The following is a 24398-nucleotide window of genomic DNA, read 5'->3' as shown; positions in this document are numbered from 1 at the left end:
CGTCGGCCCACATCAGCGGAATCCTCTGCCGCCACCCTGGAGCTGGGCGCGCAGCTCGGGCGTCAGCTGCTGGCCGACCCGCTCGACGAGCATGGTCATCTCGTAGGCGACCAGCCCGATATCGCAGTTGGGCGCGGCCAGCAGCGACAGGCAGGAGCCGTCGGAGACCGACATCAGGAACAGGTAGCCCCGCTCCATCTCCACCACGGTCTGGGCCACCTCGCCCGCCTCGAAGCAGCGCGCGGCTCCCTGGGTGAGGCTGACCAGCCCGGAGGCGACCGCGGACAGCTGCTCGGCGCGGTCGCGCGGCAGGCCCTCGGAGCCGGCGAGCAGCAGACCGTCCGCCGAGACCACGACGGCGTGCGCCACTCCGGGCACTCGCTGCACGAACTCGGTGATCAACCAGCCGAAGCCGCCCGGCTGTTGCGGGATGGTCACTTGTCCTCCTCCTGTCGCGCGGCACCGTTGGCCGGCGCGGCACCGTTGGGTGCGTGCGTTCCGTTGGAGCCGGCGCGCTCGCCAGCAAGCTCGTCGATCCTGGCATGCCGCCCGCGCCGCAGTCCCTGCTGGAAGCTGGACATCCGGCCGCGCACCGCCTCGGCGGAGCGGGTGGGCTGGGCGGGCTGGGGGTGGGGCGCCGCGGTGGACTGGGCCGGGCCCGCGCTCCTGGTCGGCGGGGCGGAGCGGCGCGGGGCGGCCGGCTTGATCGAGCCCGGCATCAGCTTCGCCTTCGGCACCCGCTTGGGCAGCCCCGCGGGGGTCACCGTGTCCTCGGCCGGGGCGTTGAGCATCGTCTCCACCGCGCGCCAGCCCTCGTCACCGGCGGAGCGCCAGGCGTTGGCCCTCGGCGGGGCGGGGATGGTCTCCCGGCGCATCACCGGCTCCACCGCTTCCACGGGCGCGGCGGGCGCGGGCGGTTCGGCCACCGGCTCCGGTTCGGCGACCGGCTCGGGCGCCGGGGCCCGCTCCACCGGGGCGGGCAGCGCCTCGTCGGCGGGCACCGGGCGCGGCGGCGACGGGTGCGGGAACTCGCCGTCCGGGTTCTCCACCGTCTGGAACCACTGCGACAGGATCTCTTCGTAGATCGGCAGCCGCTCGGTCGGCGCGTCCACCTCGGGGCGCTCGACCTGCGGGAACGGGTTCTCGAAGGACCCGGTGTGCTGGGCCGGGCTCTCCTGGTGCGCCGCGAACAGGTTCGAGCTGTCCACTTCGGACGGAGCGGGTTCCCTTGCCGGAGCCTCGCTCTGCTCGACCAGCGACGGCGCCAGGCGCCGGGCCAGTGCCCTCGGCCCGCCGACCCGCACGTGCTCGCCGGAGTCCTCCAACGGGGAGACCGGGGGCGCTTCCGCGGGCTGCTCCACCTCGGCGACGGGCACCGGAGCCGGAGTGGGGGCCGGGGCGGGCGTGTGCTCGGGTACCGGGTCCACCGCGGGGTTGGTCGCGGTGAACCACTCCTGCTGCTCCGGGAGGTGCTGCTGCGGCTGGCGCTGCGGCATCGGCGGCGGGAACTGCCCGAGGGGCTGCGCCGAGGTCGGGTACATCGTCGTGTCCTGAGCGGACGGCAGCACGACCAGCTCGGCGGGCACGGTGATGATCGCCCTGGTGCCGCCGTCGATGTACTCGCCGTTGTGCAGCCGCACCCGGATGTCGTGCCGCTTGGCCAGCCGGGCGACCACGTACAGGCCCATCCGGCGGGACACCGCGACGTCGATGTCCGGCGGCTCGGCCAGGTTCTGGTTGGCCTCGGCCAGCTCCGCGTCGCTCATCCCGACGCCGCGGTCGGTGATCTGGATCGCCAGGTCCTTCGAGCGCAGCTGCGCGACGCTGACGTCCACCGGGCTCTGCGGGTCGGAGAACACCGTGGCGTTGTCCAGCAGCTCCGCGGTCAGGTGGATGAGGTCGTTGACCACCCGGCCCTGCACCAGCACGTCCGGCGCGGCGGTCAGGTTGATCCTGGCGTAGTGCTCGACCTCGGAGACCGCGGCGCCGATCAGCTCGGCGACGGGCACCGGGGCGGAGAGCCGCTTGCCGAGCCCGCTGCCGGAGAGGATCAGCAGGTTCTCGCTGTTGCGGCGCATGCGGGTGGCGAGGTGGTCGAGCACGAACAGGCTGGACAGCGCGTCCGGGTCCTGCTCGTCCTGCTCCAGCTGGTCCAGCACGGACAGCTGCCGCTCCACCAGCGTCTGGCTGCGCCGGGAGAGGTTGACGAACATCGCGTTCACGTTGTCCCGCAACAGGGCCTGTTCGGTGGCCATGTGCACGGCCTGCTCGTGGACGGCGTCGAAGGCGCGCGCCACCTGGCCGATCTCCTCGCGGGTGAACACCTTCACCGGGTGGACCGCGGACTTGGCCGCCTCGGCCGGGTTCGGGTCGTCGAGGATGCGCCTGACCGTCTCCGGCAGCCGCTCGTTGGCCACCGCCAGCGCCTCGGTGCGCAGCACCCGCAGCGGGGCCAGCAGCGAGCGGACCACGACGGCCATCAGCAGCAGCGCCACCAGCAGGGCGATCAGCACCAGCGCCGCGTCCCGCGTGGCGTGGGCGACCGCGGCGGCGGCGAGGCCGTCGGCCTCGGTGCGCAGCGCCTCCAGCAGCGTGTTCTCCACCCGGCTGAGCAGGTCGCTGGTGACGCCCGCGACCCGGTTGTACTCGTCGCCGGGGATGTCGAGGGAGTCGTCGTTGGCGCCCTTGATCACCGAGATCTGCTTGATCCGCTGCCGGGTGTCGACGTCGCTGCCGCTGACCGTGCCGAGGAACAGCTGCCGCTCCGAGGGGGTGGCCACCGCCTGGAAGTCCGAGACCGCGGCGTCGTAACCGGAGTTGGCCGCGCGCAGCTCGTCGAGCTGCCCGGCGCGGAACTCGTCGTGCGTCGCGGCCATCTGCATGAGCGCGTTCTGCTGCGCGACCCGCTCCTTGGCCTGGGTCAGCGCCTGGATCGCGGTGGCGGCCCTGGACAGGGAGTGCTCGGAGACCGAGGCGCTGACCTCGCGGCCGAGCTGCACCAGCGCGTCGAGGATGGAGGAGTAGACCGCGTGCACCGCGATATCGGCGTAGGAGGTCGTGTCGGCGACCAGGCGCAGGGGGTTCAGTGCACTGAGCCGCTGGATACCGCGCTTGTAGCGCTCCTCGCTGGCGGCGTCGTCGTACTCCAGGGACTCCATCGCGCGGTTCAGGTCGTTCACCGCGGTGTTCACGGTCTCGAACTGGTCGACCATGGGTTTGCGGTCGGTGCTGCGGCCCGCCGCGACCCTGGCCACCACGAGGGTCCGTTCCTTCTGCAGCGCGTGGATCACCGTCGTCACCTTGCGGGCGACGTCGACCTGGGCGACCGTGCGGCCGAAGTCGTCGGCGCGGGCCAGCTCGTCCTGCACGCGCAGGGTGCCGAGGACCAGCGCGGTGATCGTGGGCACGAGCAGCACCACGGCCAGCCGGTTGCGCAGCCGCCAGTTGCGCAGCCGCCAGCGGGCGTCGTCACGCCGGTCGGGGTGGGCGGGGATGGGTGTCGCCTCGGACACCGGAGGTGTTCGCCGCTGTGCGTGCGTCGAGGAGGGCCCACCGCCGTCGCCGTCATCGGCGGATGCGGTGGACCGGTTCGGGGCACCCTTGCGGGACGCGATCCTGCCGGGCTGATCGGGCACTACGTGAACACTCCCCGGATCAGAGCTAAGCGGCTCCCCCCGTACGGGACCCAGCTCGTACGGACAACTTTCAGCGCAAGGTAGCGAAGAAGAACCGTCCTGTCAGCCTTGGGACCTTCAGTTAGGAAGGAGATGACATTCGTGTTGTTGATTTGACGCTCAACCATGGCCTTGTCTAGACCCTTATGGCTCGGACGAGTGATTGCCTGGCTACCCTTGGTGAGCCGGCGCGTCCGGCAGAGCAGATCCCCAGCTGAGGAGCCCAGTATGAGCCGTTCCGGCAGCCGCCGTGAACAGGGCCTATGCCGTCCGGCTCGTTCGCTGTCCCGGCGCGGCGCGCTCGGCGCCCAGCCGTTCGCCCAGCCGTTCGCCCAGCCGTTCGCCCCGGTCGGCGGCCGCTCGCGGGCCCGCGGCGGGCCGAGTCGCCCGTTGGGCGCTCCGCCTCGGCTGATGACTCGGAATCGTCTCGGATCCCGCCCTTCGACGGGTTTCGCATCGAGCGCTCCTGTGCCGGACTACTCCGAACGGGGAACAGAGGAGAATTTCATCCGGCGTGTCATCCATCAGGAGGGTGGTGGTGGCTCTCCGTCCACAATCGCCCGGAAGCGATTACAGCGCGTTTCCGTTGACCTCAAGGAAATGCAAAGCGCACGATCTTCGCGAAACGAGAGAGCGTTCTTTCTTCCCGTACGGGCTTGACCCGTCGAGGCGGCCGAACGTTAGGTAGGCCCCACCCACCCCGGCAACTCCGAAGCACTGGAGCACAAGCATGAACCGACGCGGCATCCCAGGCGGGCCGTCGTCCCGACCCCGCACGCGGGTCCTCGGCGCCGTCCTCACCGTGGCCGCCCTGATGGCGAGCCTCGGCGGCTGCGGCCTGCTGGGGGGCTCCTCCGGCGAGGACAAACCCTCCGGCGACGGGCAGAACATGAAGATCCGCCTGGGTCTGGTCAAGGTCGTCGATGTCGCGCCCGTCTACATCGCGCACCAGGCGGGCTTCTTCAAGGCCGAGGGCCTCGACCTGGAGCTGATCCCGCTGACCACCTCCGCCGTCGGCATCGACAAGATGGCCGCGGGCGAGATGGACATGGTCCACGGCAACTACGTCTCGATGTTCACCGCGCACGCGAAGAAGGTCGTCGACCTCAGGTGGGTCGCCGACTGCTACGCGGCCAAGCCGAACGTCTGGATGACCATGACCTCGCCGAACTCGTCGGTGAAGTCCATGAGCGACCTGCCCGGCAAGAAGGTCGCGGTCACCACGACCAGCAACCTCGCCGACATGACCGTCTGGTCGGTGCTCAGCGCCCACAACGTCGACGCCAAGCAGCTCAAGTACGTGCAGATGCCATTCACCGAGATGGCGGCCGCGCTGAAGAACGGCAACGTCGACGCCGCGGTGATGGCCGAGCCGTTCATCACCCAGGCCGCCAAGAGCATGGGCGCCGTCCGGGTCTTCGACGCCGCGTCCGGGCCGACCGAGTCGATCCCGATGGCCGGCTACTCCACCAACGCCAAGTTCGCCGCGGAGAACCCGAAGGCGCTCGCGGCCTTCCAGCGCGGGCTGGCCAAGGGCGTGGAGATCGCCAACTCCGACCGGGCCCGGGTCGAGGCCGCCGTGCAGGGCTACGCGGGCATCGACGCCCAGACCGCCTCGATCATGAACATCGGCGCCTACCCGACCTCGCTGGAGGCGGCCAGGCTGCAGCGCGTTCCGGACCTGATGAAGGACTTCGGCATCCTCAGCGAGCGCATCGACGTCAGCGCGATGGTGCTGCCGCAGGCCCCGGTCCCGGCCAGGTAGGGGTCGAGGGGTCCGTGCGCGCCGCCTTCCGGGGGCTGGTCGGGGTCGCCGTGCTGCTCCTGCTGTGGGAGCTGCTCAGCAACTCCGATCTGGTCCCGCCCGGTTACATCCCGCCGCCGACGGTCATCGGTGCCACCCTCGTCCGGCTGCTGCTGGACGGGGTGTTCGTCTACGACGTGATCGCCAGCGTGCTGGCGTGGGCCATCGCCCTGGGCGTCGCCATCGCCGTCGCGGTGCCGCTCGGCCTGGTGCTGGGCAGCGTGCCCGCGGTCCGGCGGGCCACCAGGACGGTGGTGGAGCTGATGCGCCCCATCCCGTCGGTGGCGATGATCCCGCTGGCCATCCTGCTCTTCGGCGGCGGTCCCGAGGCGAAGATCGTGCTCGCGGTCTACGCCTCGGTGTGGCCGATCCTGTTCAACACCATCTACGCCCTCGACGAGCTGGACGAGCAGCTGGTGGACACCGCGCGGGCCTTCGGCACGAGCAAGCCGAGGATCATGGCGACGGTGGCGCTGCCCAGCGCCGCGCCGTTCGTGATGACCGGGATCAGGACCGCGGCGGCGATCGCGCTGATCGTCGTGGTGAGCACGGAGCTGCTGGCCGGCGCGACGCTGGGCCTCGGCCAGTTCATCCTCACCGCCAGCAGCGGCGGCGGCCGGATGGACCTGGTCTTCGCGGGAACCGTAGTCGCCGGGCTGATCGGCTACCTGGTCAACGCGGGGCTGGAGTGGGTGCAGCGGCGGTTCTTCGCCTGGGGCGCCCGGACGGGGGAGACGGTGTGAGGCGGCTGCGGAGCGCGGCGTCCGGCTGGATCGTGCTGCTCGTCCTGGTGGTGCTGTGGGAGACCGCCACCAGGATCGCGGGCAGCCTGTACTTCCCGCCGCCGAGCCAGATCGCCGAGACCGCGCGGCAGATGTGGTTCAGCGGCCCGGTCTCCAGCCTGTTCCTGACCGACGTGGTCTTCGAGGACCTCTTCGCCAGCGTCGCGCGGATGCTGGGCGGCTGGGCCATCGCGGGCGTGCTCGGTGTCGCGCTCGGCGTGCTGCTGGGGCGCTCGGCCACCGCGATGGACTACTGCGGGCCGATCATCTCCTTCCTGCGGGCGATCCCGCCGCCGACCCTGGTGCCGGTGTTCCTGGCGCTGTTCACCCTCGGCACGCCGATGCAGCTGGCCACGATCGTCTTCGGCACGATCTGGCCGATCCTGCTGAACTCGGTGGACGGGGCGCGGTCGGTCGACGAGACCAAGACCGAGACCGCCCGCGCCTTCCGGGTGTCCACAGTGGACTGGATCTTCGGGGTGGTGCTGCCCGCGGCCTCGCCGAAGATCTTCGCGGGGCTGCGGATCAGCCTGTCGCTGTCCCTGGTGCTGATGGTGATCTCGGAGCTGGTCGGCTCCACCGAGGGCATCGGCTACCGGCTGCTGTACTCGCAGCGCCAGTACGACTTCCCGGCGATGTGGGCGAGCATCGTCCTGCTCGGCGTGCTGGGATTCCTCTTCAACACGGGCCTTTCGGCCATCGAACGCAGGGTGCTGGCCTGGCAGCCGGCCCACCGCCAGGCCGCGCTCGCGGCCGGAACGGGAGCATGACGTGAGCACGATGCTGGAGGTCACCGACCTCGGCCACCGCTACGGCGACCACACCGCTATCGACCGGCTGTCGTTCACAGTCGCCGCGGGCGAACTGGTGTGCATCGTGGGCCCGTCCGGCTGCGGCAAGTCCACGCTGCTGCGCACGCTGTCCGGGCTGGTCGCCTCGACCACCGGGCACGTCGCGCTGCACGGCGACGAGGTGCGCGGCGTCCCCGACGACCTCGCCGTGGTCTTCCAGGACTACAGCCGCTCGCTGTTCCCGTGGCTCACCGTGCAGCGCAACGTCGAGTTCCCGTTGAAGCGCAAGGTTTCCCGCGCCGAACGCCGGGCGCGCGCCGCGGAGGCGCTGGAATGGGTCGGCCTGTCCGGCGCGGGCGCGAAGTACCCGTGGCAGCTCTCCGGCGGCATGCAGCAGCGGGTGGCCATCGCCCGCGCCCTCGCCTACCGCCCGGCGCTGCTGCTGATGGACGAGCCGTTCGCGTCGGTGGACGCGCAGACCCGCTTCGAGCTGGAGGACCTGCTGCTGCGCGTGCGGCGGGAACACGACACCACCATCCTGCTGGTCACCCACGACATCGACGAGAGCGTGTACCTCGGCGACCGCGTGCTCGTGCTGTCGAAGTCCCCGGCGACCATCGTCGCGAACCTCAAGGTCGACCTGCCCGCCGAGCGCGACCAGATCACCACCAGGGAGTCCGACACTTTCGTGGCGCTGCGCGCGGAGACCGCGCGGCTGCTGCACGGCGGCGGCACCGTGCGCCCGCGCGTGCAGGCCGACCCGGAAGGCGTCGCCGCCCGCTTCCTCGCCGCCGAGCGCGCCGAACAGGCCGCCCAGGCGTCGAAACGGCACGCCGCCCAGAACTGACCCCAACCCCACTCCCAGCCGTTGTGCCCTGAACGGGTCGTTCGGGGCCCTGAACGCCCCCAACGACTCGTTGAGGGCATCTAACGCCCCCAACGACTCGTTGAGGGCATCTAACGCCCCCAACGACTCGTTGAGGGCATCTAACGCCCCCAACGACCCGTTCAGGGCTTTCCAACGTGCTGAATGAGTCATTGAGGGCGCTCAACGTGCTGAACGAGTCGTTCGGGTAGTTGAGCGCACCGAACGAGTCATTGGGACGCCTAGTGCTCTGACCAGGTCATTGAGGGCCTTGAAGCACCTGAATGAGTCATTGAGGTACTCCAGTGCCCTGAACGGGTCGTTGAGGGCTCCCAACGCCCCGAACGACTCGTTGAGGGCATCTAACGCCCCGAACGACCCGTTCAGGGAATCCAACGCACCGAATGACTCATTCAGCACGAAAGGGAGGTTAGGCGGAGGCGCGTTTGGTGAGGGTGGTGGGGAGGAAGCGGCAGTGCGGCGCGAGGGCCTCGCCGTCCAGGAGGGCGTGGAGGTCGGCGACCATCTCCGCGACCATGCCGGTGGGGTCCTGGCGCACCGCGGTCAGCGCGGGCTGGGCGGACGCGGCGATCGAGGGGTGGTCGTCGAAGCTGACCACGGAGACATCGCGCGGTACCGCCCGCCCGGCCCGGCGGAGCGCGGCCAGTGCGCCGACGGCCATGTGGTCGCTCGCGGCGAAAACGCCGTCGAGGTCGGGCACGCGGGCGAGCAGCTCGGTCATGGCGCGCTCGCCGCCGTACCTGGTGAAGTCGCCCTCGGCGCTGCGCAGTCGGACTGCGGCCTCGTCGGCGCCGGTCACCTGGCGCCAGCCTTCGAGGCGGTCGACGGCGGCGCGGTGGTCCAACGGGCCGGTGATCGTGACGGTGTTGCCGCGGCCTCGGCCGACGAGGTGCCGCGTGGCCAGCTCGGCGCCGCCGAGGTTGTCGGCGTCGACGATGTGCAGCCCGTCCTCGGGCAGCCACGGGCGCCCGCCGAAGACCACGGGCATCGGCAACCGCCGGACCTGGTCGGGCAGCGGGTCGTCGCGGTGCGGGCTGAACATCAGCACGCCGTCCACGTGCCCGGCGCGGAGGAAGCGCTCCACCCGCTCGGCCTGCTCGGGGCGGTGCGCCAGCAGCAGTGCCATCTGCTGCTGGTGGCGGGCCAGCTCGTGGCAGGCGGTGCGCACCACGGCGGCGAAGAACGGGTCGTCGAAGATCATGCTCTCCGGTTCGGAGAGCACCACCGCGACCGCCCCGGTGCGCCGGGTGACCAGGGAGCGGGCTGCGGCGTTCGGCGTGTAGCCCAGTTCGGCCGCGGCGGCGAGCACCACCGCCGCGGTCTCCGGGCTGACCCGCGGCTGGTTGTTGATCACGCGGGAGACCGTCGCCCTGGACACCCCGGCCCGGACCGCGACGTCCTCCAGGGTGGGTGGTGCTGCCGAACGCCGCACGCCTCGCCGCCTTCCGTCCGTACTGAACGAAAGTAGCTTAGCGCTTCTACCTGCCTGGAAACGCTCTCATTTCGGGAGTTGGCGAAGGCGCTCCACCTTCAGGACGGCTCCGGCCTCAGCCGCCGTTCCGACCGCCGCGACCAGGTCGCCGACCTTGGGCTTCTCCGTGATCGCGGTCAGGTCGAGCGTCTGCGCCAGGCCGCCCGCGGTGACGAGCGTGGCCCGCTGACCGTTGAGCGCGGTGACGGTGCCCTTCGCGTGTGCGCGTGTCAGCACCACGGCCAACGCCTTGCCGTCCTTGTGGGTCACGGTGACGCGCTGCCCGGCCTTGAAGTCGCCGAGCGTGCGCATACCGCGGACCTTCGTGGCGTTGTCGGTGGTCAGGGACAGCTCGCCGCCCCCGTCCTTGGTGATCTTGAGGGTGCCCTGGCCGACCGCGGCGACCGTGCCGATGACGACCGGGTTCTTGGCCTTCTTGTGCTTGCCGGGCTTGGCTTCCGCGTGCACGGCGATCGGCTCGGAGCCCTGTGCGAGCGCGATGCCGCCGACGGTGCCCAGGCTGAGCGCGAGCACAATGCCCGCGCCCAGCACGGCGCGGCGTTTCCTGCCTTGTGCTTGGTTGTCCATGGCGAGCAGCGTCGCGCACAAGGCGGCGCGGTGACGCGTGTCGCGGCGGTCTTTCAGCGACTCTTCAGTCTGAGCCCCGAGAATGGCCCGGTGAGCGAGCCAGCCAGGGTCCTTGTCATCGAGGACGCGGAGACGATCCGGATCGCCGTCCTCGCCGCACTCGCCGACGCGGGTTACGCGGTCGCCGGGCACCCGGACGGGGCCACGCTGGAGGAGGAGCTGCAGCAGTTCCGCCCAGACCTGGTGGTGCTGGACGTGATGCTGCCGGGCCGCGACGGCTTCGCCCTGCTGGAGGTCGTGCGGCGGCGCAGCGAGGCGGGCGTGGTGCTGCTGACCGCGCGGGACGCGGTGAGCGACCGGCTGCGCGGGCTGCACGGGGGCGCCGACGACTACGTGGTGAAGCCCTTCGAGCTGGAGGAGCTGGTCGCCCGGATCGGCGCGGTGCTGCGCAGGCTCCGCCGGGTGCCGTCGGTCGTGCAGGTCGGCGACCTGGTGATCGACGCCGACTCGGGTGTGGTGCTGCGCGGCAGTGAGCAGATCGAGGTGACCGCGACCGAACTGCGGCTGCTCGGGTACCTGGCCGCGCAGCGCGGTCGGGTGGTCAGCAAGACCCAGATCCTCACCGGGGTCTGGGGCTACGACGACTACGACCCGAACCTGGTGGAGGTCCACGTGAGCGCGCTGCGGCGGAAGCTGGAGGCGTACGGCCCCCGCCTGCTGCAGACGGTGCGCGGCCTCGGGTACGTGCTGCGGGCAGACGAGTCGTGAACACGCGCAACGTCGGGCTGCGCACGTTCTCGCTGCGCAGGCGGGTCACCCTGATGGTGATCCTGGTCGTCGGCGTCGCGTTGCTGGCCATGGCCTTCGCGGTGCAGACCGCGTTCCAGCTCCAGTCCGCGCGCGAGCTGGACCGCAAGGTGGAGGCCAAGCTGGCGCAGCTGGATCGCGTCGTCAAGGTCCGCATACTCCACCCGACCGACTTCTCGGCCAAGTACAGCTCCAACGGCGTGACGGTGGTCGTGCGCAGGCCGGACCGGAAGCTGTTCAACTACAACGGTGAGGTCGACTCGATCGCCGAGCTGGGTGGCAGGGTCCAGCTGGAGAAGCCGGTGGGCTTCGGCTACAGCGTCATCCTGCTGACCGACTCCCCTGAGCCCGCGCAGAACCGCCTGCGCAACGTGCTGCTGCTGGTGGGGCTCGGCACCCTGGGGCTCACGGTGATCGTGCTGGTCGTGTCGATCCGCCTCGCGCTGCGGCCGCTGGAGGTGATGGCGGGGCTGTCCCGTTCGATCGCGCTCGGCGACCGCGGCCGTCGCCTCGCCCCGATCCGCACGAACACCGAGCTCGGCCGGACCGCCGTGGCCTTCGACCAGATGCTCGACGCGCTGGAAGGGGCCGAAGCGCACGCGCGCGCCTCGGAGCAGCAGACCCGCCGCTTCGTCGCCGACGCCGCCCATGAGCTGCGCACGCCGCTCGCCGGTGTGCAGGCGGCGGCGGAAACGTTGGTGCGCTTGGGGCCTGGCGCGCAGCAGGACGACGTGGAGCGCATGCAGGTGATGATGGTGCGCGAGGCCCGGCGCGCGACCCGCCTGGTGGAGGACCTGCTCGCGCTCGCGCAGATCGACGCGGGTTTGGAGCTGCGGTTCGAGGCGGTGCACCTGCTCGGGCTCGTCGAGTCCGAAGTGGAGCGGCTGAGCCTGCTCGCCCCGTCGCTGGACGTGGAGGTCTCCGGCGACGACCCGGTGGTCGCCGGGGATCCGCTGCGCCTGGGGCAGGTGGTGGGCAACCTGCTGGACAACGCCCGCAGGCACGCCTCCGCCGAGGGCGTCGTCCACGTCCGGGTCACCCGCTACCCGCAGCACGTGGAGCTGGTGGTGCTGGACAACGGTCCCGGAGTGCCCGCTGCGGAGCGCGAACGGATCTTCAGCAGGCTCGTCCGCCTGGACACCGCGCGCACCACCGGCAAGGCGGGGGCGGGCCTCGGCCTGTCCATCGCCAAGGGCATCGCGCGCGCCCACGGCGGCGACCTCGCGTGCGTCGAGCCTCCGGCGGGTCACCGGGGCGCCGCGTTCCGGCTCGTCCTCCCCGTGACCACCGCTCAGGACCTCCCCACGGCCCCCATCCCCGCCGTGACCCCCTGACACCCGCCCCAGTCGCTTTTGCCCGTTTCGTACTCTTAGCGGGATTTGGGAGCGCTCTCTTGCCCGCTATGAGTACGAAACGGGAGTTCTAGAGCCAGGCGGACCAATCGGTGGGCAGGGTCGCGGTGGCCAGGCGGAGTGCCTTGTCGACGGTGGCGCGGAGTTGGGCGTCGTCGCAGGTGTCGCCTCGGCGGCAGGCGATCTCCACGCCGAGGCGCGCGCTGGTGAAGACCAGGCGGACCAGCAGGTGGCAGCGCATGTCCGCGCCCGCGTCGACGCCCTGGCGCTCGGCGATGATCAGTGCGAGCCGGTCCTCGGCCGCGGCGGCGCGGCGCAGCGAGGCGGCCAGCAGGGTGGGGCTGCGGGCGATCAGCTGATGGGTGGCGCTGAACCGCTCGGTCCCGCCCTCCTCGGCGAAGAGCCGGTCGAGCATGGCGTTGTGCGCGGCCCGCAGCGCGGTCAGCGGCGCCTCGTCGGCCGGGCGGGTGGCGAGCGCGGTGATCGCGTCCTCGTCCATCGCGGAGAGCTGGCCGAGCGCCACGTCCTCCTTGCCGTCGAAGTAGCGGAAGAAGGTGCGCGGCGAGATCTCCACCGCGGCGGCGATCTCCTCGACCCTGGTGGCGTCGTAACCCTTGGCGGAGAACAACTCCAGGGCGGCGTCGGTCAGCGCCGCGCGGGTGCGCCGCTTCTTCCGCTCGCGCAGTCCTGGCTCGGTGGTCACATCCTGATTGTGCCACCTCGCGGACCCGGAGATGACATGGTATGTTTTTTGTCAGTCGATGACAGAATTTTGAGGAGTGCGTGATGACCCTTCCGACAGACGGTGTCGAGATCCGGCTGGCCTCTCGCCCGGAGGGCTGGCCGACCTCGGAGAACTTCACCATCACCAGGGCCGCGGTGCCCGCCGTCGGTGCTGGTCAGGTACTGGTGCGCAACCTGGTGATGAGCGTGGACCCCTACATGCGCGGCCGGATGAGCGACGCGAAGTCCTACATCCCGCCGTTCGAGATCGGCAAAGCGCTCGAAGGCGGTGCGGTCGGCGAGGTCATCGCGTCGGAGTCGCCCGATCTCGCGGTCGGCGACGTCGTGCTGCACGACCTCGGCTGGCGCGAGTTCGCGGTGGTCGACGCCGGGAGCGCGGTCAAGGTCGACCCAAGTTTGGCTGAGGGCGCCTACGGTGTTTTCCTAGGCGTGCTGGGCATGCCGGGCCTGACCGCCTACGCGGGCCTGCTCAAGGCGGCCGAGTTCCGCGAGGGCGACGTGGTGTTCGTGTCCGGGGCCGCGGGCGCGGTCGGCGCGCTGGTCGGGCAGATCGCCAGGCTGCGCGGTGCCGCGAAGGTGATCGGGTCGGCCGGTAGCGCGGAGAAGGTGGCGCACCTGAAGGACGACCTGGGCTTCGACGAGGCGTTCAACTACAAGGACGGGCCCGTGCTGGAGCAACTGGAGAAGGCCGCGCCGGAAGGCATCGACGTCTACTTCGACAACGTGGCGGGCGAGCACCTGGAGGCCGCGCTCAGCGTCGCCAACCAGGGCGCGCGGTTCGCGCTCTGCGGCGCGATCTCCCAGTACAACGAGAAGAACGAGGTCGTCGCGCCGCGCAACCTGTTCAACGCCATCACCAAGGGCATGAACCTGCGCGGCTTCATCGTCGCCGAGTACTCCGACGTGAAGGAGCAGTTCTTCGCCGAGGTCGGCGGCTGGCTGGCCGAGGGCAAGCTCATCGCGCGGGAGACCGTCGTTGAGGGCCTGGAGAACGCGCCGACCGCCTTCATCGACCTGATGCGGGGAACCAACACCGGCAAGATGCTCGTGAAGATCTGACCACCGGCGAGCCCGGCCGTTCCCCGTGACGGCCGGGCTTTCGCCTACGCGGTCTTGGTGATCCCCAGCTGCCACACGTCGATGTAGCGGGCGCGGAAACCGGCCTCGCAGTACGCGAGGTAGAACTCCCACATCCGCCGGAACGTGGAGTCGAAGCCGAGGTCCGCGACCTGCTTCCAGCGCGCGGAGAACCGGTCCCGCCACTCGCGCAACGTCTGCGCGTAGTGCGGGCCGAGCGAGCGCTGCTCCACCAGCCGCAGGCTCGTCCGCGCGAGGTTGTCCTCGATCGAGCGCAGCGACGGCAGCAGCCCACCGGGGAAGACGTACTTCTGGATCCACGTGTAGGTCCGCCGCGTCGCCAGCATCCGGTCGTGCGGCATCGTGATGGCCTGCAAGCCGATCCGCCCGCCGGGCACCAGCAGCCGGTCCAGCGCGCCGAAGTAGGTCGGCCAGTACTCGCCACCGACCGCCTCGATCATCTCGACGGACACGATCGCGTCGTAGCGGCCCTCCGCGTGCCGGTAGTCACGCAGCTGCACCTGGATCAGGTCGTTCACCCCCGCCGCGCTGATCCGCTGCTCCGCCAAGGCTTTCTGCTCGGTGGAGATGGTCAGCGAGGTCACCTCGGCGCCGCGCTGGGCGGCCCGGATCGCCAGCTCGCCCCAGCCGGTGCCGATCTCCAGCATCCGCGTGCCCCGACGCACACCCGCGTAGTCGAGGATGCCGTCGATCTTGCGGCGCTGCGCCTGGGCGAGGTCGGCGGAATCGGGGGTGAACCACGCCGACGAGTACGTCATCGTCTCGTCCAGGAACGTGGCGAACAGGTCGTTGGACAGGTCGTAGTGCCGGTGGATGTTGTCCCGCGCTCCGTCGACGGTGTTGCGCTCGGCCGACGGTTGCTGCCGCTCCACCACGCGGCGGAAGGCTTGCAGCGGTTTGGGAACCAGCGTCGCCATCCGCCGCGCGAACGGGGTGAGCACGTCGGCGAGCCTGCTGCTCGTCCAGTCCCCGGCCATGTAGGACTCCCCGAAACCGATCTTGGAGTCCACGCCGAGGCGGTGGAAGAAGGTCGTGGGCCGCAGTATCCGCATCATCGGCGAGTCCGGGCCGCCGGCGCCGAGCAGGTGCCCGCCCGGCAACCGCACCTGGATCGGCAGCGTCCGCACCGCGTGCCGGAACAGCCGCTCGGCGATGCCCGCGCGCAGCGGGCCGGGCGGGGGAGCGGCCAGCCCCGGCCAGCGGAGGATGTCGGGCCCGGGCGGGTGAATCGAGGTCACAGCGCCTCCTCACGGTAGGAAAGCCACGCTGCGATCCTGCACCCCTGGGCCCGATTCGGCACTTGTTGCGTCTACTACAACCGTCCAGCCTGGATGATCCTCGAAAGAAACTGTTGCGTGCGCGGGTGTTCTGGGGCTTCCAAGATCTGGGACGGCGGCCCGGACTCGATCAGCGCGCCGCCGTCGAGGAAGCACACCCGGTCGGCGACCTGCTTGGCGAAGCCCATCTCGTGCGTGGCCATCAGCAGCGTGGTCCCGCTCGCGGCCAGCTCGCGCACCAGCGTCAGCACCTCGCCGACCAGTTCCGGGTCCAGCGCGCTGGTGATCTCGTCCAGCAGCAACAGCTTCGGCTCGTAGGCCAGCGCACGCGCGATGGCCACCCGCTGCTGCTGGCCGCCGGAGAGCCGGTCCGGGTACGCCTTCGCCTTCTCCGCCAGGCCGACCTTGGCCAGCAGCTCCATCGCGCGGTCGCGGGCCTGCCGCTCGGGGACCTTGTGCACGACCTTCGGCGCGAGCATCACGTTGTCGAGCACGTTCAGGTGCGGGAACAGGTTGAACGCCTGGAAGACGATGCCCATGCCGCGGCGCGCGTGGTCGGGGTTGGTGCGCGGGTCGGAGATGTCCGCGCCGTCCAGCACGATCCGGCCGTCGTCGATCTCCTCCAACAGGTTCACGCACTTCAGCAGCGTGGACTTGCCGGAGCCGGAGGAACCGATGAGCACGACGACCTCGTGCTCGGCGACGTCGAGGTCCACGCCGTCGAGCACGAGGTGCGTGCCGTAGCGCTTCACCAGGTTGCGGACTTCAAGCACCGGGGCCTCCCGCGTTCTGCCGCCGCGCCGCGCGCCGGGACACCCAGTCCGCCAACCGGCTGGACGGCACCGCGAGCAACACGAACAGCAACCCCGCCACCACGTACGGGGTGAAGTTGTAGGACGTGGCCGACTCGATCTGCGCCGCCCGCACCGCGTCCACCGCGCCCAGCACGGAGATCAGCCCGCAGTCCTTCTGGAACGCGACGAAGTCGTTGAGCAGCGGCGGCAGCACGCGCCGGACCGCCTGCGGCAGCACCACGATCCGCATCGTCTGCGAGTGGGTCAGCCCGAGCGAGCGCGCCGACGCCAGCTGCGAGGGGTGGACCGACTCGATGCCCGCGCGGAAAACCTCTGCCACATAAGCGGAGTAGACGAGCACCAACGCGATCGAGCCCAGCACCACCGGATCGTTGGGGATACCGCTCAGCCGCAGTCCCGGAAGGCCGAAGCCGATCAGGTACAGGCAGATGATCAGCGGCAGCCCGCGGAACAGGTCCACGTAGGCGATCGCCAGCGCGCGCAGCGGGAACCACACCGGCCCGCGCAGCGTGCGCACGGCGGCGATCGCCAGGCCGATGACGAGGATCAGGACTCCGCACACCACGAGCACGCGGACGTTGAGCCACAGGCCGTCCAGCAACGCGGGCAACGACTTCTTCGCCGTCTCCCAGTCGAAGAAGGACGCCTGGACGCGTGGCCACCCCGGGGCGTTGGTGATCGTCAACCATGCGGCGACCGCGAAGACCACAGTGGACGCCAATGCGACCACTGTGGACTTTTGCGCGCGAGAACGCTTGTACGCCAAGCGTTCCAGTTGGAGTTGGCTGGGCGCGCTCACGTCAGCCTGGGCGCCTTGCCCGCTTCGGCGAGCCACTGCTTCTCGGCCTGGGTCAGCGTGCCGTCCGCGCGCAGGGCGTCGACGGCCGCCGACACGCACCGCGTCAGCGAGCTGCCCTTGTCCAGCACGATGCCGAACTGCTCGGTCTTGCCGCCGCTCGCCGGGAGCTGCCCGACGATCACGGCGTCCTTCAGCTCGGCCGAGGTGATGTAGAACGCGGTCGCCAGGTCGACCACGATCGCCTGCACCTGGTTGTTCCGCAACGCCTGCTTGGCATCGTCGTTGGTGTTGTAGACCGCGACCTGCTGCGTCGGCTGCACCTGCTTGGCCGCCGCGTCGTAGCTGGTGCTGCCGACCTGCGCGCCGAGCTTGAACTCCTTGAGCGCGGCGACCGTCGTGGCCTTCGCGGCCGGGGAGGACTTGAACGCGACGACGGCCTGGGTCACGTCGTAGTACGGGGTGGAGAAGTCAACGGCCTTGCGCCGGTCCTCGGTGATCGAGAACTCGTTGAGGTCGGCGTCGAAGGACTTCGGCCCCGGCTGGATGGCCGCGTTGAACGGCACCCGGACCCAGTCCACCTCCGCCTTGGCGTAGCCGAGCTTGCCCGCGACGGCGTAGGCGACCGCGGACTCGAAACCCTTGCCGTTGGCCGGATCGTCGCCGGAGAACCACGGCTCGTAGACCGGCTGGTCAGTGCCGAACGTGAACTTGCCGGGGGTCCTGGTCTTCATGGCGGTTTTGGCGCAGTCGCCGATACCCGGGGTGGCGGGACCTCCGGAGGCGGCGGGCGCCTGCTCCTCGACGGGAGCACACCCCGCCACCACGACGAGCACGGCGGCGAACAACCCAGTGACAGCACGCATGCCCGCATCTTCCCCCATCGCGGACGCCCCGCCCCACAATGCGGGACGAAGGCGCACCCTCCCACCCCAATGACTCATGCAGCACGTTCCGCCCACGCCAATGACGCGTTTGGGGCGTTGGATTCCCTGAACGGGTCGTTCGGGGAACCCAACGCCCCCAACGACTCGTTCAGGGCCTAAACGTGGGGGGTTGGGGGTGGTTTGAGACTGTGGGGAGGGGGGTTGGGTGTACTTGAAGACCGGCCAACGTTGAGTGGGGCGGGATGATGGGTGTCTTGAAGGGGGAGTTCGGGGCACAAAGGGCTGGTCAGGATTCGGCGCCTGCTAAGCGGCGTTGGCGGAGGGACCACGCCCACCGGGCCATGGGCTCGACGACGCGCGCGGCGACGGGGCCGAAGACGGCCATGAGGAGCACGTAGGCGGTGGCGAGCGGGGCCAGGCCCTGGTCAACGGCGCCGCTGGCGACGGCGAGGCCCGCGATGACGATGGAGAACTCGCCGCGCGCCACCAGGGCCGCGCCCGCGCGGAGCCTGCCGAGGCGCGCGATGCCTTGGAGCTTGGCGGCGAACCACCCGGTGAGCATCTTCGTGGCGGTGGTGACCAGCGCCAGAGCGATCGCCACGCCGAGCACGGGCGGGATCGCCTTCGGATCGGTGTTGAGGCCGAACACCACGAAGAACACCGCGGCGAACAGGTCGCGCAGCGGTTCGAGGAGCCGGGTGGCGTTCTCCGCGGTGGAGCCGGAGATCGCGATGCCGAGCAGGAACGCGCCGACCGCCGCCGAGACCTGGAGCTGCGAGGAGACGCCTGCGACGAGCAGCGCGGCGCCGAGGACGCGGAGCAGGAACACCTCGGGCTCGGGGGAGTCCACGAGCGCCGAGACGAAGCGGCCGAACCGCAGCGCCACGACGAGCACCACGGTGACGGTGACGAGCGCGATGCCGACGGTGGTGAGGCCGCCGACGAAGCTCACCCCGGCGAGCAGCGCGGTCAGGATTGGCAGGTAGACGGCCATCGCGAGGTCTTCGAAGACGAGCACCGACAGCACGACCGGGGTCTCCCGGTTGCCGAGCCTGCCCAGGTCGCCGAGCACCTTCGCGACGATGCCCGATGACGAGATGTAGGTGACGCCCGCCATCACCAGCGCGCCGATCGGGCCCCAGCCCAGCATCAGCGCCACCACCGCGCCGGGCAGCGCGTTGAGCACCAGGTCGATCAGCCCCGCCGACCACGACCGGCGCAGGCCGGTGACCAGCTCGGCCGCCGAGTACTCCAGTCCCAGCAGGAGCAGCAGCAGGACGACGCCGAGCTCGGCGGAGATCTCGGTGAAGCCCTCGATGCCGTTCAGCGGCAGCACGCCGCCGTGGCCGAAGGCCAGCCCGCCGACCAGGTACAGCGGGATCGGCGAGATCCCGATCTTCCACGCCAGCCTGCCGAGCAGGCCGAGCCCGAAGAAGACGGCGCCGAGTTCGATGAGGGACAGTGCGACGTTGTGCATGCGCGGCCCCTCTCAGCCTCTGTCGAGCCGCTCGGCGGCCTTGCTGATCCCGTCCGGGGTACCCACCACGACGAGCAGGTCGCCGCCGGCGAAGCGGAAGTCGGGCGTGGGCGAGGGGTGGGCGGTGGCCGCGCGCATCACCGCGACGACGGACACGCCGGTGCGGGTGCGCAGCTCGGTGTCGCCGAGGGTGCGGCCGTCGAAGCGGGAGCCGGGCGCGATCGGCAGGTGCGCGGTGGAGATGCCGCTGACCTCGGCGTGCTGCCGCTCCAGGTGGTTGACCAGCTGCGGCGCGCCGAGCAGGCTCGCCAGCGTGCTGATCTCCTCCGGGCTCAGCGGGATGGACGCCACGCACGCGTCCGGGTCGTCGGTCTTGGAGACGATCAGGTCGTACCGGCCGTCCCGGTAGCTGACGATGCCGATCCGGCGTCCGGAACGGGTCTGGAAGTCCTGGCGGGTGCCGATCCCCGGAAGCGGCGTCACCTCGACATGCACGAGGTCCACCCTAACAATTGCGCGTTCAACGATCCGGCTCCGGCGGGAGCGCGGGGATGTCGGCCCGGTGCAGGCTCAGCAGCAGCGTGTACGCCAGCCCGGTCGGATCGTCGGGCAGCGTGCCCTCCTCCGCCCACTCGCCGAGCCGCCGCGCCAGCTCGGCCGCGCGCTCCGGTGTGATCCGCAGGTGTCGTAGCCGCGTCGCGGCGGGCTCGCCCGGCAGCAGCTCGGCCAGCGCGGTGCTGATCATCACGCGCGCCCCCGCGCCCGGCTCGGCGTCGGCGCCCACCACCAGGCCGTCACCGACCGGCTCGTAGTACTGCTCCGTCCCGCCGCGCACCCGCCGCGTGCCCGCCAGGCGCAGCAGGCCCGCCTCCTGGAGCACGCCGACGTGGTAGCCGACCGTGCCCTTGGTCGAACCGAGCGCGGCGGCCAGCTGGGCCAGCGTGGCCGGGCGCTGCCGCAGCATGATCACCATGCGGTGCCGCAGCGGGTGACCGAGCGCCTTGAACTGCTCGGCCGTGCGCAGCACCACGGGTTTGCTCTCCACCGGGCAAGCATAAGTGTCTAGGATGGTCGACACTTACGTCTTGGAGGACATTCGTGGACATCGTCGCCCCCGCCGTCAGCGACTACCTGCTGGAGAACTGCTCGCCAGCCGACGACCTGCTGCGCGAGCTCGCCGAGGAGACCAGGGCCAAGCTGCCCGACGCCGCGATGATGCAGATCTCGCACGACGAGGGCGAGTTCCTGACCATGATCACCCGGCTGATGGGGGCGCGCCGCGTGGTCGAGGTCGGCGTCTTCACCGGCTACTCCTCGATCTGCATCGCGCGCGGCATGCCCGCCGACGGGCACCTGCTGGCCTGCGACGTCAGCGAGGAGTGGACCGCGATCGCGCGCGGCTACTGGGAGCGCGCGGGGCTCACCGACCGGATCGAGCTGAGGGTCGGGCCCGCGCTGGAGACACTGCGCGCCCTGCCCGTCGATCCCGTGCTGGACATGGCGTTCATCGACGCGGACAAGGTCGGCTACCCCGACTACTACGCAGAGCTGGTGCCGAGGCTGCGGCCGGGCGGGCTGATCGTGCTGGACAACGTGCTGCGCGGCGGCCGGGTGTTGAACCCCGATCCCGACAGCGCCGCCGACGTGACGATCAACCGGCTGAACAAGTTCATCGTCGAGGACGAGCGCGTCGAGTCGGTGATGCTGCCGGTGCGCGACGGCGTCACACTCGCCCGCAAGCGCTGACGTCGGACCCGCAGGGCAGAATCACGCTGAAGCTTTCGCCGTGACTGTTCTAGGAGGGCATACCTGTGGGAGTCGTTGCGATGGACGGTCCCTCCGGTACGGGCAAGTCCACCGTCTCCCGGCGGCTGGCCACGGCCCTCGGCGCCCGCTACCTGGACACCGGTGCGATGTACCGCGCGGTGACCCTGGCCGTGCTGCGGGCGGGCATCGACCCGACCGACGCGGAGAAGGTCGCCGAGGTCGCCGAGCGCGCTCGGCTGGAGATCGGCACCTCGCCCACCTCGCCCACGGTGCGCCTGGACGGCGATGACGTCGCGGCCGAGATCCGGGGGCCGGAGGTGACCACCGCCGTGTCCCCGGTCTCGGCGGTCGCGCGCGTGCGCGAGCTGCTCGTCGGCCAGCAGCAGGCGATCATCGCCGACGCCACCGCGGCCGGGCAGGGCATCGTGGTCGAGGGGCGCGACATCGGCACCACCGTCGCGCCGGACGCGTCGCTGAAGGTCTACCTCACCGCCTCCGCCGAGGCCCGCGCCCGGCGCCGCACCGCGCAGGACACCGCTTCCGGGCGAGTGTCCACTGTGGACGCTACCCTGGCCGACGTGCAGCGCAGGGACCGCTACGACTCCACCCGCGCGGTCTCGCCGCTGCGGCAGGCCGAGGACGCCGTCGAGGTCGACACGACCGAACTGGACATCGACGGGGTGCTGGCCCGGTTGCTGGAGCTGGCCGGGCCGCGCGGGCTGCGCACCGGATGAGCGCTGGAGGCGCGACGGCCGAGGGGACCGGGCTGCCGGACGGAGCCTGGCCGAGGCTCCACGACGCGTGCCGCCGTCTGGGCGGCCTGGTGGTGCACGTACTATTCAGGGTGCGGGTGCACCGCGGGGCGCTGATCCCGCGGACCGGCCCGCTGGTCCTGGTGTCCAACCACACCGCTTTCCTGGACGGCCCCGTGCTGTTCTGCGTCCTGCGGCGGCGTTCGGTCTTCCTGGTCAAACACGAGAACTACCGCGGCCTGCTGGGCCGGTTCCTGCGTCGCCTCGGTCAGCTGCCGGTGCGCCGCGGCACGCCGGACCGCACGCCGCTGCTCACCGCTGTGCGCCTGCTGCGCTCCGGTGGGGTGGTCGCCGTGTTCCCGGAGGGCACCAGGGGTACCGGAGAGGTCGTCCAGGCGCAGCACGGCGCCGCGTGGCTGGCCCGCTCCGGTGAGGCACTGGTGCTGCCGGTGGCCTGCCGGGGCATCCGGCGGCCCCCGGGCTCGCGCAGGCGCTTCCGCCCCAGGGTGGACGTGCTGGTCGGCGAGCCGTTCGCGGTGCCGATGGGCAAGGGTCGGGTGGTGCTCGCCGCCGCGACCGAACGGGTGCGTTCCGAGCTGTCCGGGCTCGTCACCGAGCTGGACCGGCTGCTGGCCGGCGAGCTGGGCGCACCGAAGAAGGCGAAAGGGGAACGGGCGTGACCGGGTTGGACGGCACGTGGACCGACGAGGCGGACTGGGCGGCGATCGAGGCCGCGGCCGAAGCGGGGGCCGACACCAGCGCGGAGCCTCCGCAGCCGGTGCTGGCCATCGTCGGCAGGCCGAACGTCGGCAAGTCCACCTTGGTGAACCGCATCCTCGGCCGCCGCGAGGCGGTCGTACAGGACGTTCCCGGTGTGACCCGCGACCGGGTGTCCTACGACGCGCTGTGGAGCGGACGCCGCTTCACCGTCGTGGACACCGGTGGCTGGGAGCCGGACGCCAAGGGCTTGCAGGGCGCGGTGGCGCTCCAGGCGGAGTTCGCGATGAAGACCGCCGACGCGATCCTCGTGGTCGTGGACGCCACGGTGGGCGCGACCAGCACGGACGAGGCCGTCGCGCGGGTGCTCCGGCGCTCGAAGCGGCCTGTGCTGCTGGTGGCGAACAAGGTCGACGACCAGCGGTTGATGTCCGAGGTGGCCTCTCTGTGGTCGCTCGGCCTCGGTGAGCCGTACGCGGTCAGCGCGCTGCACGGCCGCAGCTCCGGCGACCTGCTCGACAAGATCCTGGAGGTGCTGCCGGAGACCCCGCGCGAGGTCTTCGGCGCCGGGTCCGGCCCGCGCCGCGTCGCGCTGGTCGGCAAGCCCAACGTGGGCAAGTCCAGCCTGCTCAACAAGCTGGTCGGCGAGGAGCGCTCGGTCGTCCACGACGTCGCGGGCACCACCGTGGACCCGGTCGACTCGCTGGTGGAGCTGGACGGGCAGGTGTGGCGCTTCGTCGACACCGCCGGTCTGCGCCGCCGGGTCAACCACGCGCAGGGCGCCGAGTACTACGCCTCGCTGCGGACCCAGGCGGCCATCGAGTCCGCCGAGGTGGGGATCGTGCTGCTGGACGCCAGCCAGCCGATCTCCGAGCAGGACCAGCGGGTGATCGGGATGGTCGCCGAGTCCGGCCGCTCACTGGTGGTGGCGTTCAACAAGTGGGACCTGGTCGACGAGGACCGCAGGCTCCAGCTGGCCAAGGAGATGGACCGCGACCTGGCCCGCATCCCGTGGGCCGAGCGGGTCAACGTCTCCGCCCGCACCGGCCGCGCCGTCGCCAAGCTGGCGCCCGCGCTGCGCACCGCGCTCAACTCGTGGGACTACCGGGTGCCGACCGGCCAGCTCAACACGTGGCTGTCCGACCTGACCGCGGCCACCCCGCCGCCGGTGCGCTCCGGCAAGCAGCCGAAGATCCTCTTCGGTACCCAGGCCGGGACCCGCCCGCCGACGTTCGTGCTGTTCACCTCCGGCTTCCTGGAGGCGGGCTACCGCAGGTTCATCGAGCGCAAGCTGCGGGAGAGCTTCAGCTTCACCGGCAGCCCGATCCGCGTCTCGGTGCGCGTGCGGGAGAAGAAGCGCAAGTGATCCTGCACTTCTGCCCGCGGTCGGAGTGGGACGCCGCGCTGTCATGCGGCGTCTACCGGCACCCCTCGCTGGACGAGGTGGGGTTCATCCACTTCTCCGACCCCGGCACGGTGCACCTCCCGGCGAACGCGTTGTTCCCCGGGCGCACCGACCTGGTGCTGCTGGAGATCGATCCGTCCACTGTGGACGTTCCGCTGCGGTGGGAGCCCGGGCACGGCGACGCGCCCGGAGGTCCCTGGTTCCCGCACCTCTACGGCGAGCTCCCGGTGTCACTCGTGGTCGGAGTGCACGACTTCCCGCCCAACGCCGACGGCACCTTCACCCTGCCGCCCGCCCTCGCCCGCCGCCCCTGACCCTCACGCCGCCCTGACGCACGCACGCCCCTTGTGCACGCACGCCAATGCCGCGTTTGGGGCGTTAGATTCCCTGAACGAGTCATTGGGGGCGTTAGATTCCCTGAACGGGTCGTTCGGGGCGTTGGGTTCCCTCAACGGGTCGTTCAGGGCATAACGGCGTGGGGGTCGGACGTGGGTGGGGCGCGATTCGT

Annotated in this window: 24 protein-coding genes; 12 read left to right on the top strand and 12 right to left on the bottom strand. The window is 70.9% G+C overall.

What is annotated here, in order from left to right:
- Positions 1 to 12: 12 nt before the first annotated feature.
- Both NLX83_RS33300 and NLX83_RS33295 read right to left on the bottom strand, forming a co-directional pair.
- Entirely contained in the window at positions 13 to 438 is a 426-nt protein-coding gene (locus tag NLX83_RS33300) for a roadblock/LC7 domain-containing protein (protein ID WP_254239222.1), read from the bottom strand.
- Positions 435 to 3635, bottom strand: a complete 3201-nt coding sequence (locus NLX83_RS33295; protein ID WP_254239221.1) for a sensor histidine kinase — start codon at positions 3633 to 3635, stop codon at positions 435 to 437. The genes NLX83_RS33300 and NLX83_RS33295 overlap by 4 nt, the downstream gene beginning before the upstream one ends.
- Before the next feature lie 769 nt (positions 3636 to 4404).
- Between NLX83_RS33295 and NLX83_RS33290 the strand changes: the two genes are divergently transcribed.
- Genes NLX83_RS33290 through NLX83_RS33275 form a run of 4 tightly spaced genes read left to right on the top strand, consistent with a single transcriptional unit; the run spans position 4405 to position 7898 of the window.
- Complete coding sequence (locus NLX83_RS33290) at positions 4405 to 5439, top strand: ABC transporter substrate-binding protein (protein WP_254239220.1); 1035 nt, start codon at positions 4405 to 4407, stop codon at positions 5437 to 5439.
- A 14-nt stretch (positions 5440 to 5453) separates the two neighbouring features.
- Complete coding sequence (locus NLX83_RS33285) at positions 5454 to 6221, top strand: ABC transporter permease (RefSeq protein WP_254239219.1); 768 nt, start codon at positions 5454 to 5456, stop codon at positions 6219 to 6221.
- Entirely contained in the window at positions 6218 to 7030 is an 813-nt protein-coding gene (locus NLX83_RS33280; protein WP_254239218.1) for an ABC transporter permease, read from the top strand. The genes NLX83_RS33285 and NLX83_RS33280 overlap by 4 nt, the downstream gene beginning before the upstream one ends.
- Before the next feature lies 1 nt (position 7031).
- A complete protein-coding gene (locus NLX83_RS33275) occupies positions 7032 to 7898 on the top strand; it encodes an ABC transporter ATP-binding protein (protein ID WP_254239217.1) in 867 nt (288 codons plus the stop codon).
- Positions 7899 to 8346: 448 nt separating this feature from the next.
- Here NLX83_RS33275 and NLX83_RS33270 read toward each other — a convergent pair whose 3' ends face one another.
- Together NLX83_RS33270 and NLX83_RS33265 are read right to left on the bottom strand one after the other, a co-directional pair.
- The gene (locus NLX83_RS33270) at positions 8347 to 9369 is read right to left on the bottom strand and encodes a LacI family DNA-binding transcriptional regulator (protein WP_254239216.1); all 1023 of its coding nucleotides are present in this window, start codon (positions 9367 to 9369) and stop codon (positions 8347 to 8349) included.
- 66 nt (positions 9370 to 9435) lie between these two features.
- The gene (locus NLX83_RS33265; RefSeq protein WP_254239215.1) at positions 9436 to 9996 is read right to left on the bottom strand and encodes a hypothetical protein; all 561 of its coding nucleotides are present in this window, start codon (positions 9994 to 9996) and stop codon (positions 9436 to 9438) included.
- A 90-nt stretch (positions 9997 to 10086) separates the two neighbouring features.
- On the opposite strand from NLX83_RS33265, the gene NLX83_RS33260 reads away from it, so the two are divergent.
- Positions 10087 to 10764, top strand: a complete 678-nt coding sequence (locus NLX83_RS33260; protein WP_254239214.1) for a response regulator transcription factor — start codon at positions 10087 to 10089, stop codon at positions 10762 to 10764.
- Positions 10761 to 12137, top strand: a complete 1377-nt coding sequence (locus NLX83_RS33255) for a sensor histidine kinase (protein ID WP_254239213.1) — start codon at positions 10761 to 10763, stop codon at positions 12135 to 12137. The genes NLX83_RS33260 and NLX83_RS33255 overlap by 4 nt, the downstream gene beginning before the upstream one ends.
- An 88-nt stretch (positions 12138 to 12225) precedes the next feature.
- Here NLX83_RS33255 and NLX83_RS33250 read toward each other — a convergent pair whose 3' ends face one another.
- Positions 12226 to 12858 (bottom strand): TetR family transcriptional regulator, encoded by a 633-nt coding sequence (locus NLX83_RS33250; protein ID WP_254239212.1) that lies wholly within the window; start codon positions 12856 to 12858, stop codon positions 12226 to 12228.
- 83 nt (positions 12859 to 12941) lie between these two features.
- Between NLX83_RS33250 and NLX83_RS33245 the strand changes: the two genes are divergently transcribed.
- A complete protein-coding gene (locus tag NLX83_RS33245) occupies positions 12942 to 13958 on the top strand; it encodes an NADP-dependent oxidoreductase (protein ID WP_254239211.1) in 1017 nt (338 codons plus the stop codon).
- A gap of 44 nt (positions 13959 to 14002) precedes the next feature.
- Here NLX83_RS33245 and NLX83_RS33240 read toward each other — a convergent pair whose 3' ends face one another.
- The 7 genes from NLX83_RS33240 to NLX83_RS33210 form a co-directional block, all read right to left on the bottom strand.
- Entirely contained in the window at positions 14003 to 15235 is a 1233-nt protein-coding gene (locus NLX83_RS33240) for an SAM-dependent methyltransferase (protein WP_254239210.1), read from the bottom strand.
- Between the two features lie 74 nt (positions 15236 to 15309).
- A complete protein-coding gene (locus NLX83_RS33235) occupies positions 15310 to 16047 on the bottom strand; it encodes an amino acid ABC transporter ATP-binding protein (protein ID WP_254239209.1) in 738 nt (245 codons plus the stop codon).
- On the bottom strand, positions 16040 to 16888 hold the full coding sequence (locus NLX83_RS33230) for an amino acid ABC transporter permease (RefSeq protein WP_254239208.1): 849 nt from the start codon (positions 16886 to 16888) through the stop codon (positions 16040 to 16042). Before NLX83_RS33230 ends, NLX83_RS33235 begins: the two co-directional genes overlap by 8 nt.
- Entirely contained in the window at positions 16885 to 17751 is an 867-nt protein-coding gene (locus tag NLX83_RS33225; RefSeq protein ID WP_254239207.1) for an ABC transporter substrate-binding protein, read from the bottom strand. The genes NLX83_RS33230 and NLX83_RS33225 overlap by 4 nt, the downstream gene beginning before the upstream one ends.
- A gap of 307 nt (positions 17752 to 18058) precedes the next feature.
- Positions 18059 to 19249: a cation:proton antiporter gene (locus tag NLX83_RS33220; protein WP_254239206.1), complete on the bottom strand. Its 1191-nt coding sequence runs from the start codon at positions 19247 to 19249 to the stop codon at positions 18059 to 18061.
- A 12-nt stretch (positions 19250 to 19261) separates the two neighbouring features.
- The gene (locus tag NLX83_RS33215) at positions 19262 to 19744 is read right to left on the bottom strand and encodes a cation:proton antiporter regulatory subunit (protein WP_254239205.1); all 483 of its coding nucleotides are present in this window, start codon (positions 19742 to 19744) and stop codon (positions 19262 to 19264) included.
- 25 nt (positions 19745 to 19769) lie between these two features.
- A complete protein-coding gene (locus NLX83_RS33210) occupies positions 19770 to 20294 on the bottom strand; it encodes a winged helix-turn-helix domain-containing protein (protein ID WP_254239204.1) in 525 nt (174 codons plus the stop codon).
- Positions 20295 to 20347: 53 nt separating this feature from the next.
- Here NLX83_RS33210 and NLX83_RS33205 point away from each other — a divergent pair, with 53 nt between their 5' ends.
- The 5 genes from NLX83_RS33205 to NLX83_RS33185 all read left to right on the top strand — a co-directional run bounded on the left by NLX83_RS33205 (position 20348) and on the right by NLX83_RS33185 (position 24204).
- On the top strand, positions 20348 to 20995 hold the full coding sequence (locus tag NLX83_RS33205; RefSeq protein ID WP_254239203.1) for an O-methyltransferase: 648 nt from the start codon (positions 20348 to 20350) through the stop codon (positions 20993 to 20995).
- An 80-nt stretch (positions 20996 to 21075) separates the two neighbouring features.
- Positions 21076 to 21750 (top strand): (d)CMP kinase, encoded by a 675-nt coding sequence (gene cmk, locus NLX83_RS33200; protein WP_254239202.1) that lies wholly within the window; start codon positions 21076 to 21078, stop codon positions 21748 to 21750.
- Positions 21747 to 22448 (top strand): lysophospholipid acyltransferase family protein, encoded by a 702-nt coding sequence (locus tag NLX83_RS33195; protein WP_254239201.1) that lies wholly within the window; start codon positions 21747 to 21749, stop codon positions 22446 to 22448. Before cmk ends, NLX83_RS33195 begins: the two co-directional genes overlap by 4 nt.
- The gene (gene der / locus NLX83_RS33190) at positions 22445 to 23851 is read left to right on the top strand and encodes a ribosome biogenesis GTPase Der (RefSeq protein ID WP_254239200.1); all 1407 of its coding nucleotides are present in this window, start codon (positions 22445 to 22447) and stop codon (positions 23849 to 23851) included. Before NLX83_RS33195 ends, der begins: the two co-directional genes overlap by 4 nt.
- A complete protein-coding gene (locus tag NLX83_RS33185; RefSeq protein ID WP_254239199.1) occupies positions 23848 to 24204 on the top strand; it encodes a DUF952 domain-containing protein in 357 nt (118 codons plus the stop codon). Before der ends, NLX83_RS33185 begins: the two co-directional genes overlap by 4 nt.
- Positions 24205 to 24398 lie beyond the last annotated feature (194 nt).

Origin of the sequence: Allokutzneria sp. A3M-2-11 16 (genome assembly GCF_024213555.1) — a bacterium.
In the GTDB taxonomy this organism is placed as follows: Bacteria; Actinomycetota; Actinomycetes; order Mycobacteriales; family Pseudonocardiaceae; genus Allokutzneria.
The sequence above is the reverse complement of the archived record's forward strand: the minus strand, read 5'-3'. Positions and strand labels throughout refer to the sequence as shown.

Excerpts from the sequence above, each read along its gene's own strand:
- NLX83_RS33290 (WP_254239220.1), top strand. The coding sequence starts at position 4,405 with ATGAACCGACGCGGCATCCCAGGCGGGCCGTCGTCCCGACCCCGCACG.
- NLX83_RS33265 (WP_254239215.1), bottom strand. The coding sequence starts at position 9,996 with ATGGACAACCAAGCACAAGGCAGGAAACGCCGCGCCGTGCTGGGCGCG.
- NLX83_RS33245 (WP_254239211.1), top strand. The coding sequence starts at position 12,942 with ATGACCCTTCCGACAGACGGTGTCGAGATCCGGCTGGCCTCTCGCCCG.
- NLX83_RS33225 (WP_254239207.1), bottom strand. The coding sequence starts at position 17,751 with ATGCGTGCTGTCACTGGGTTGTTCGCCGCCGTGCTCGTCGTGGTGGCG.
- NLX83_RS33220 (WP_254239206.1), bottom strand. The coding sequence starts at position 19,249 with ATGCACAACGTCGCACTGTCCCTCATCGAACTCGGCGCCGTCTTCTTC.
- cmk (WP_254239202.1), top strand. The coding sequence starts at position 21,076 with ATGGACGGTCCCTCCGGTACGGGCAAGTCCACCGTCTCCCGGCGGCTG.
- NLX83_RS33195 (WP_254239201.1), top strand. The coding sequence starts at position 21,747 with ATGAGCGCTGGAGGCGCGACGGCCGAGGGGACCGGGCTGCCGGACGGA.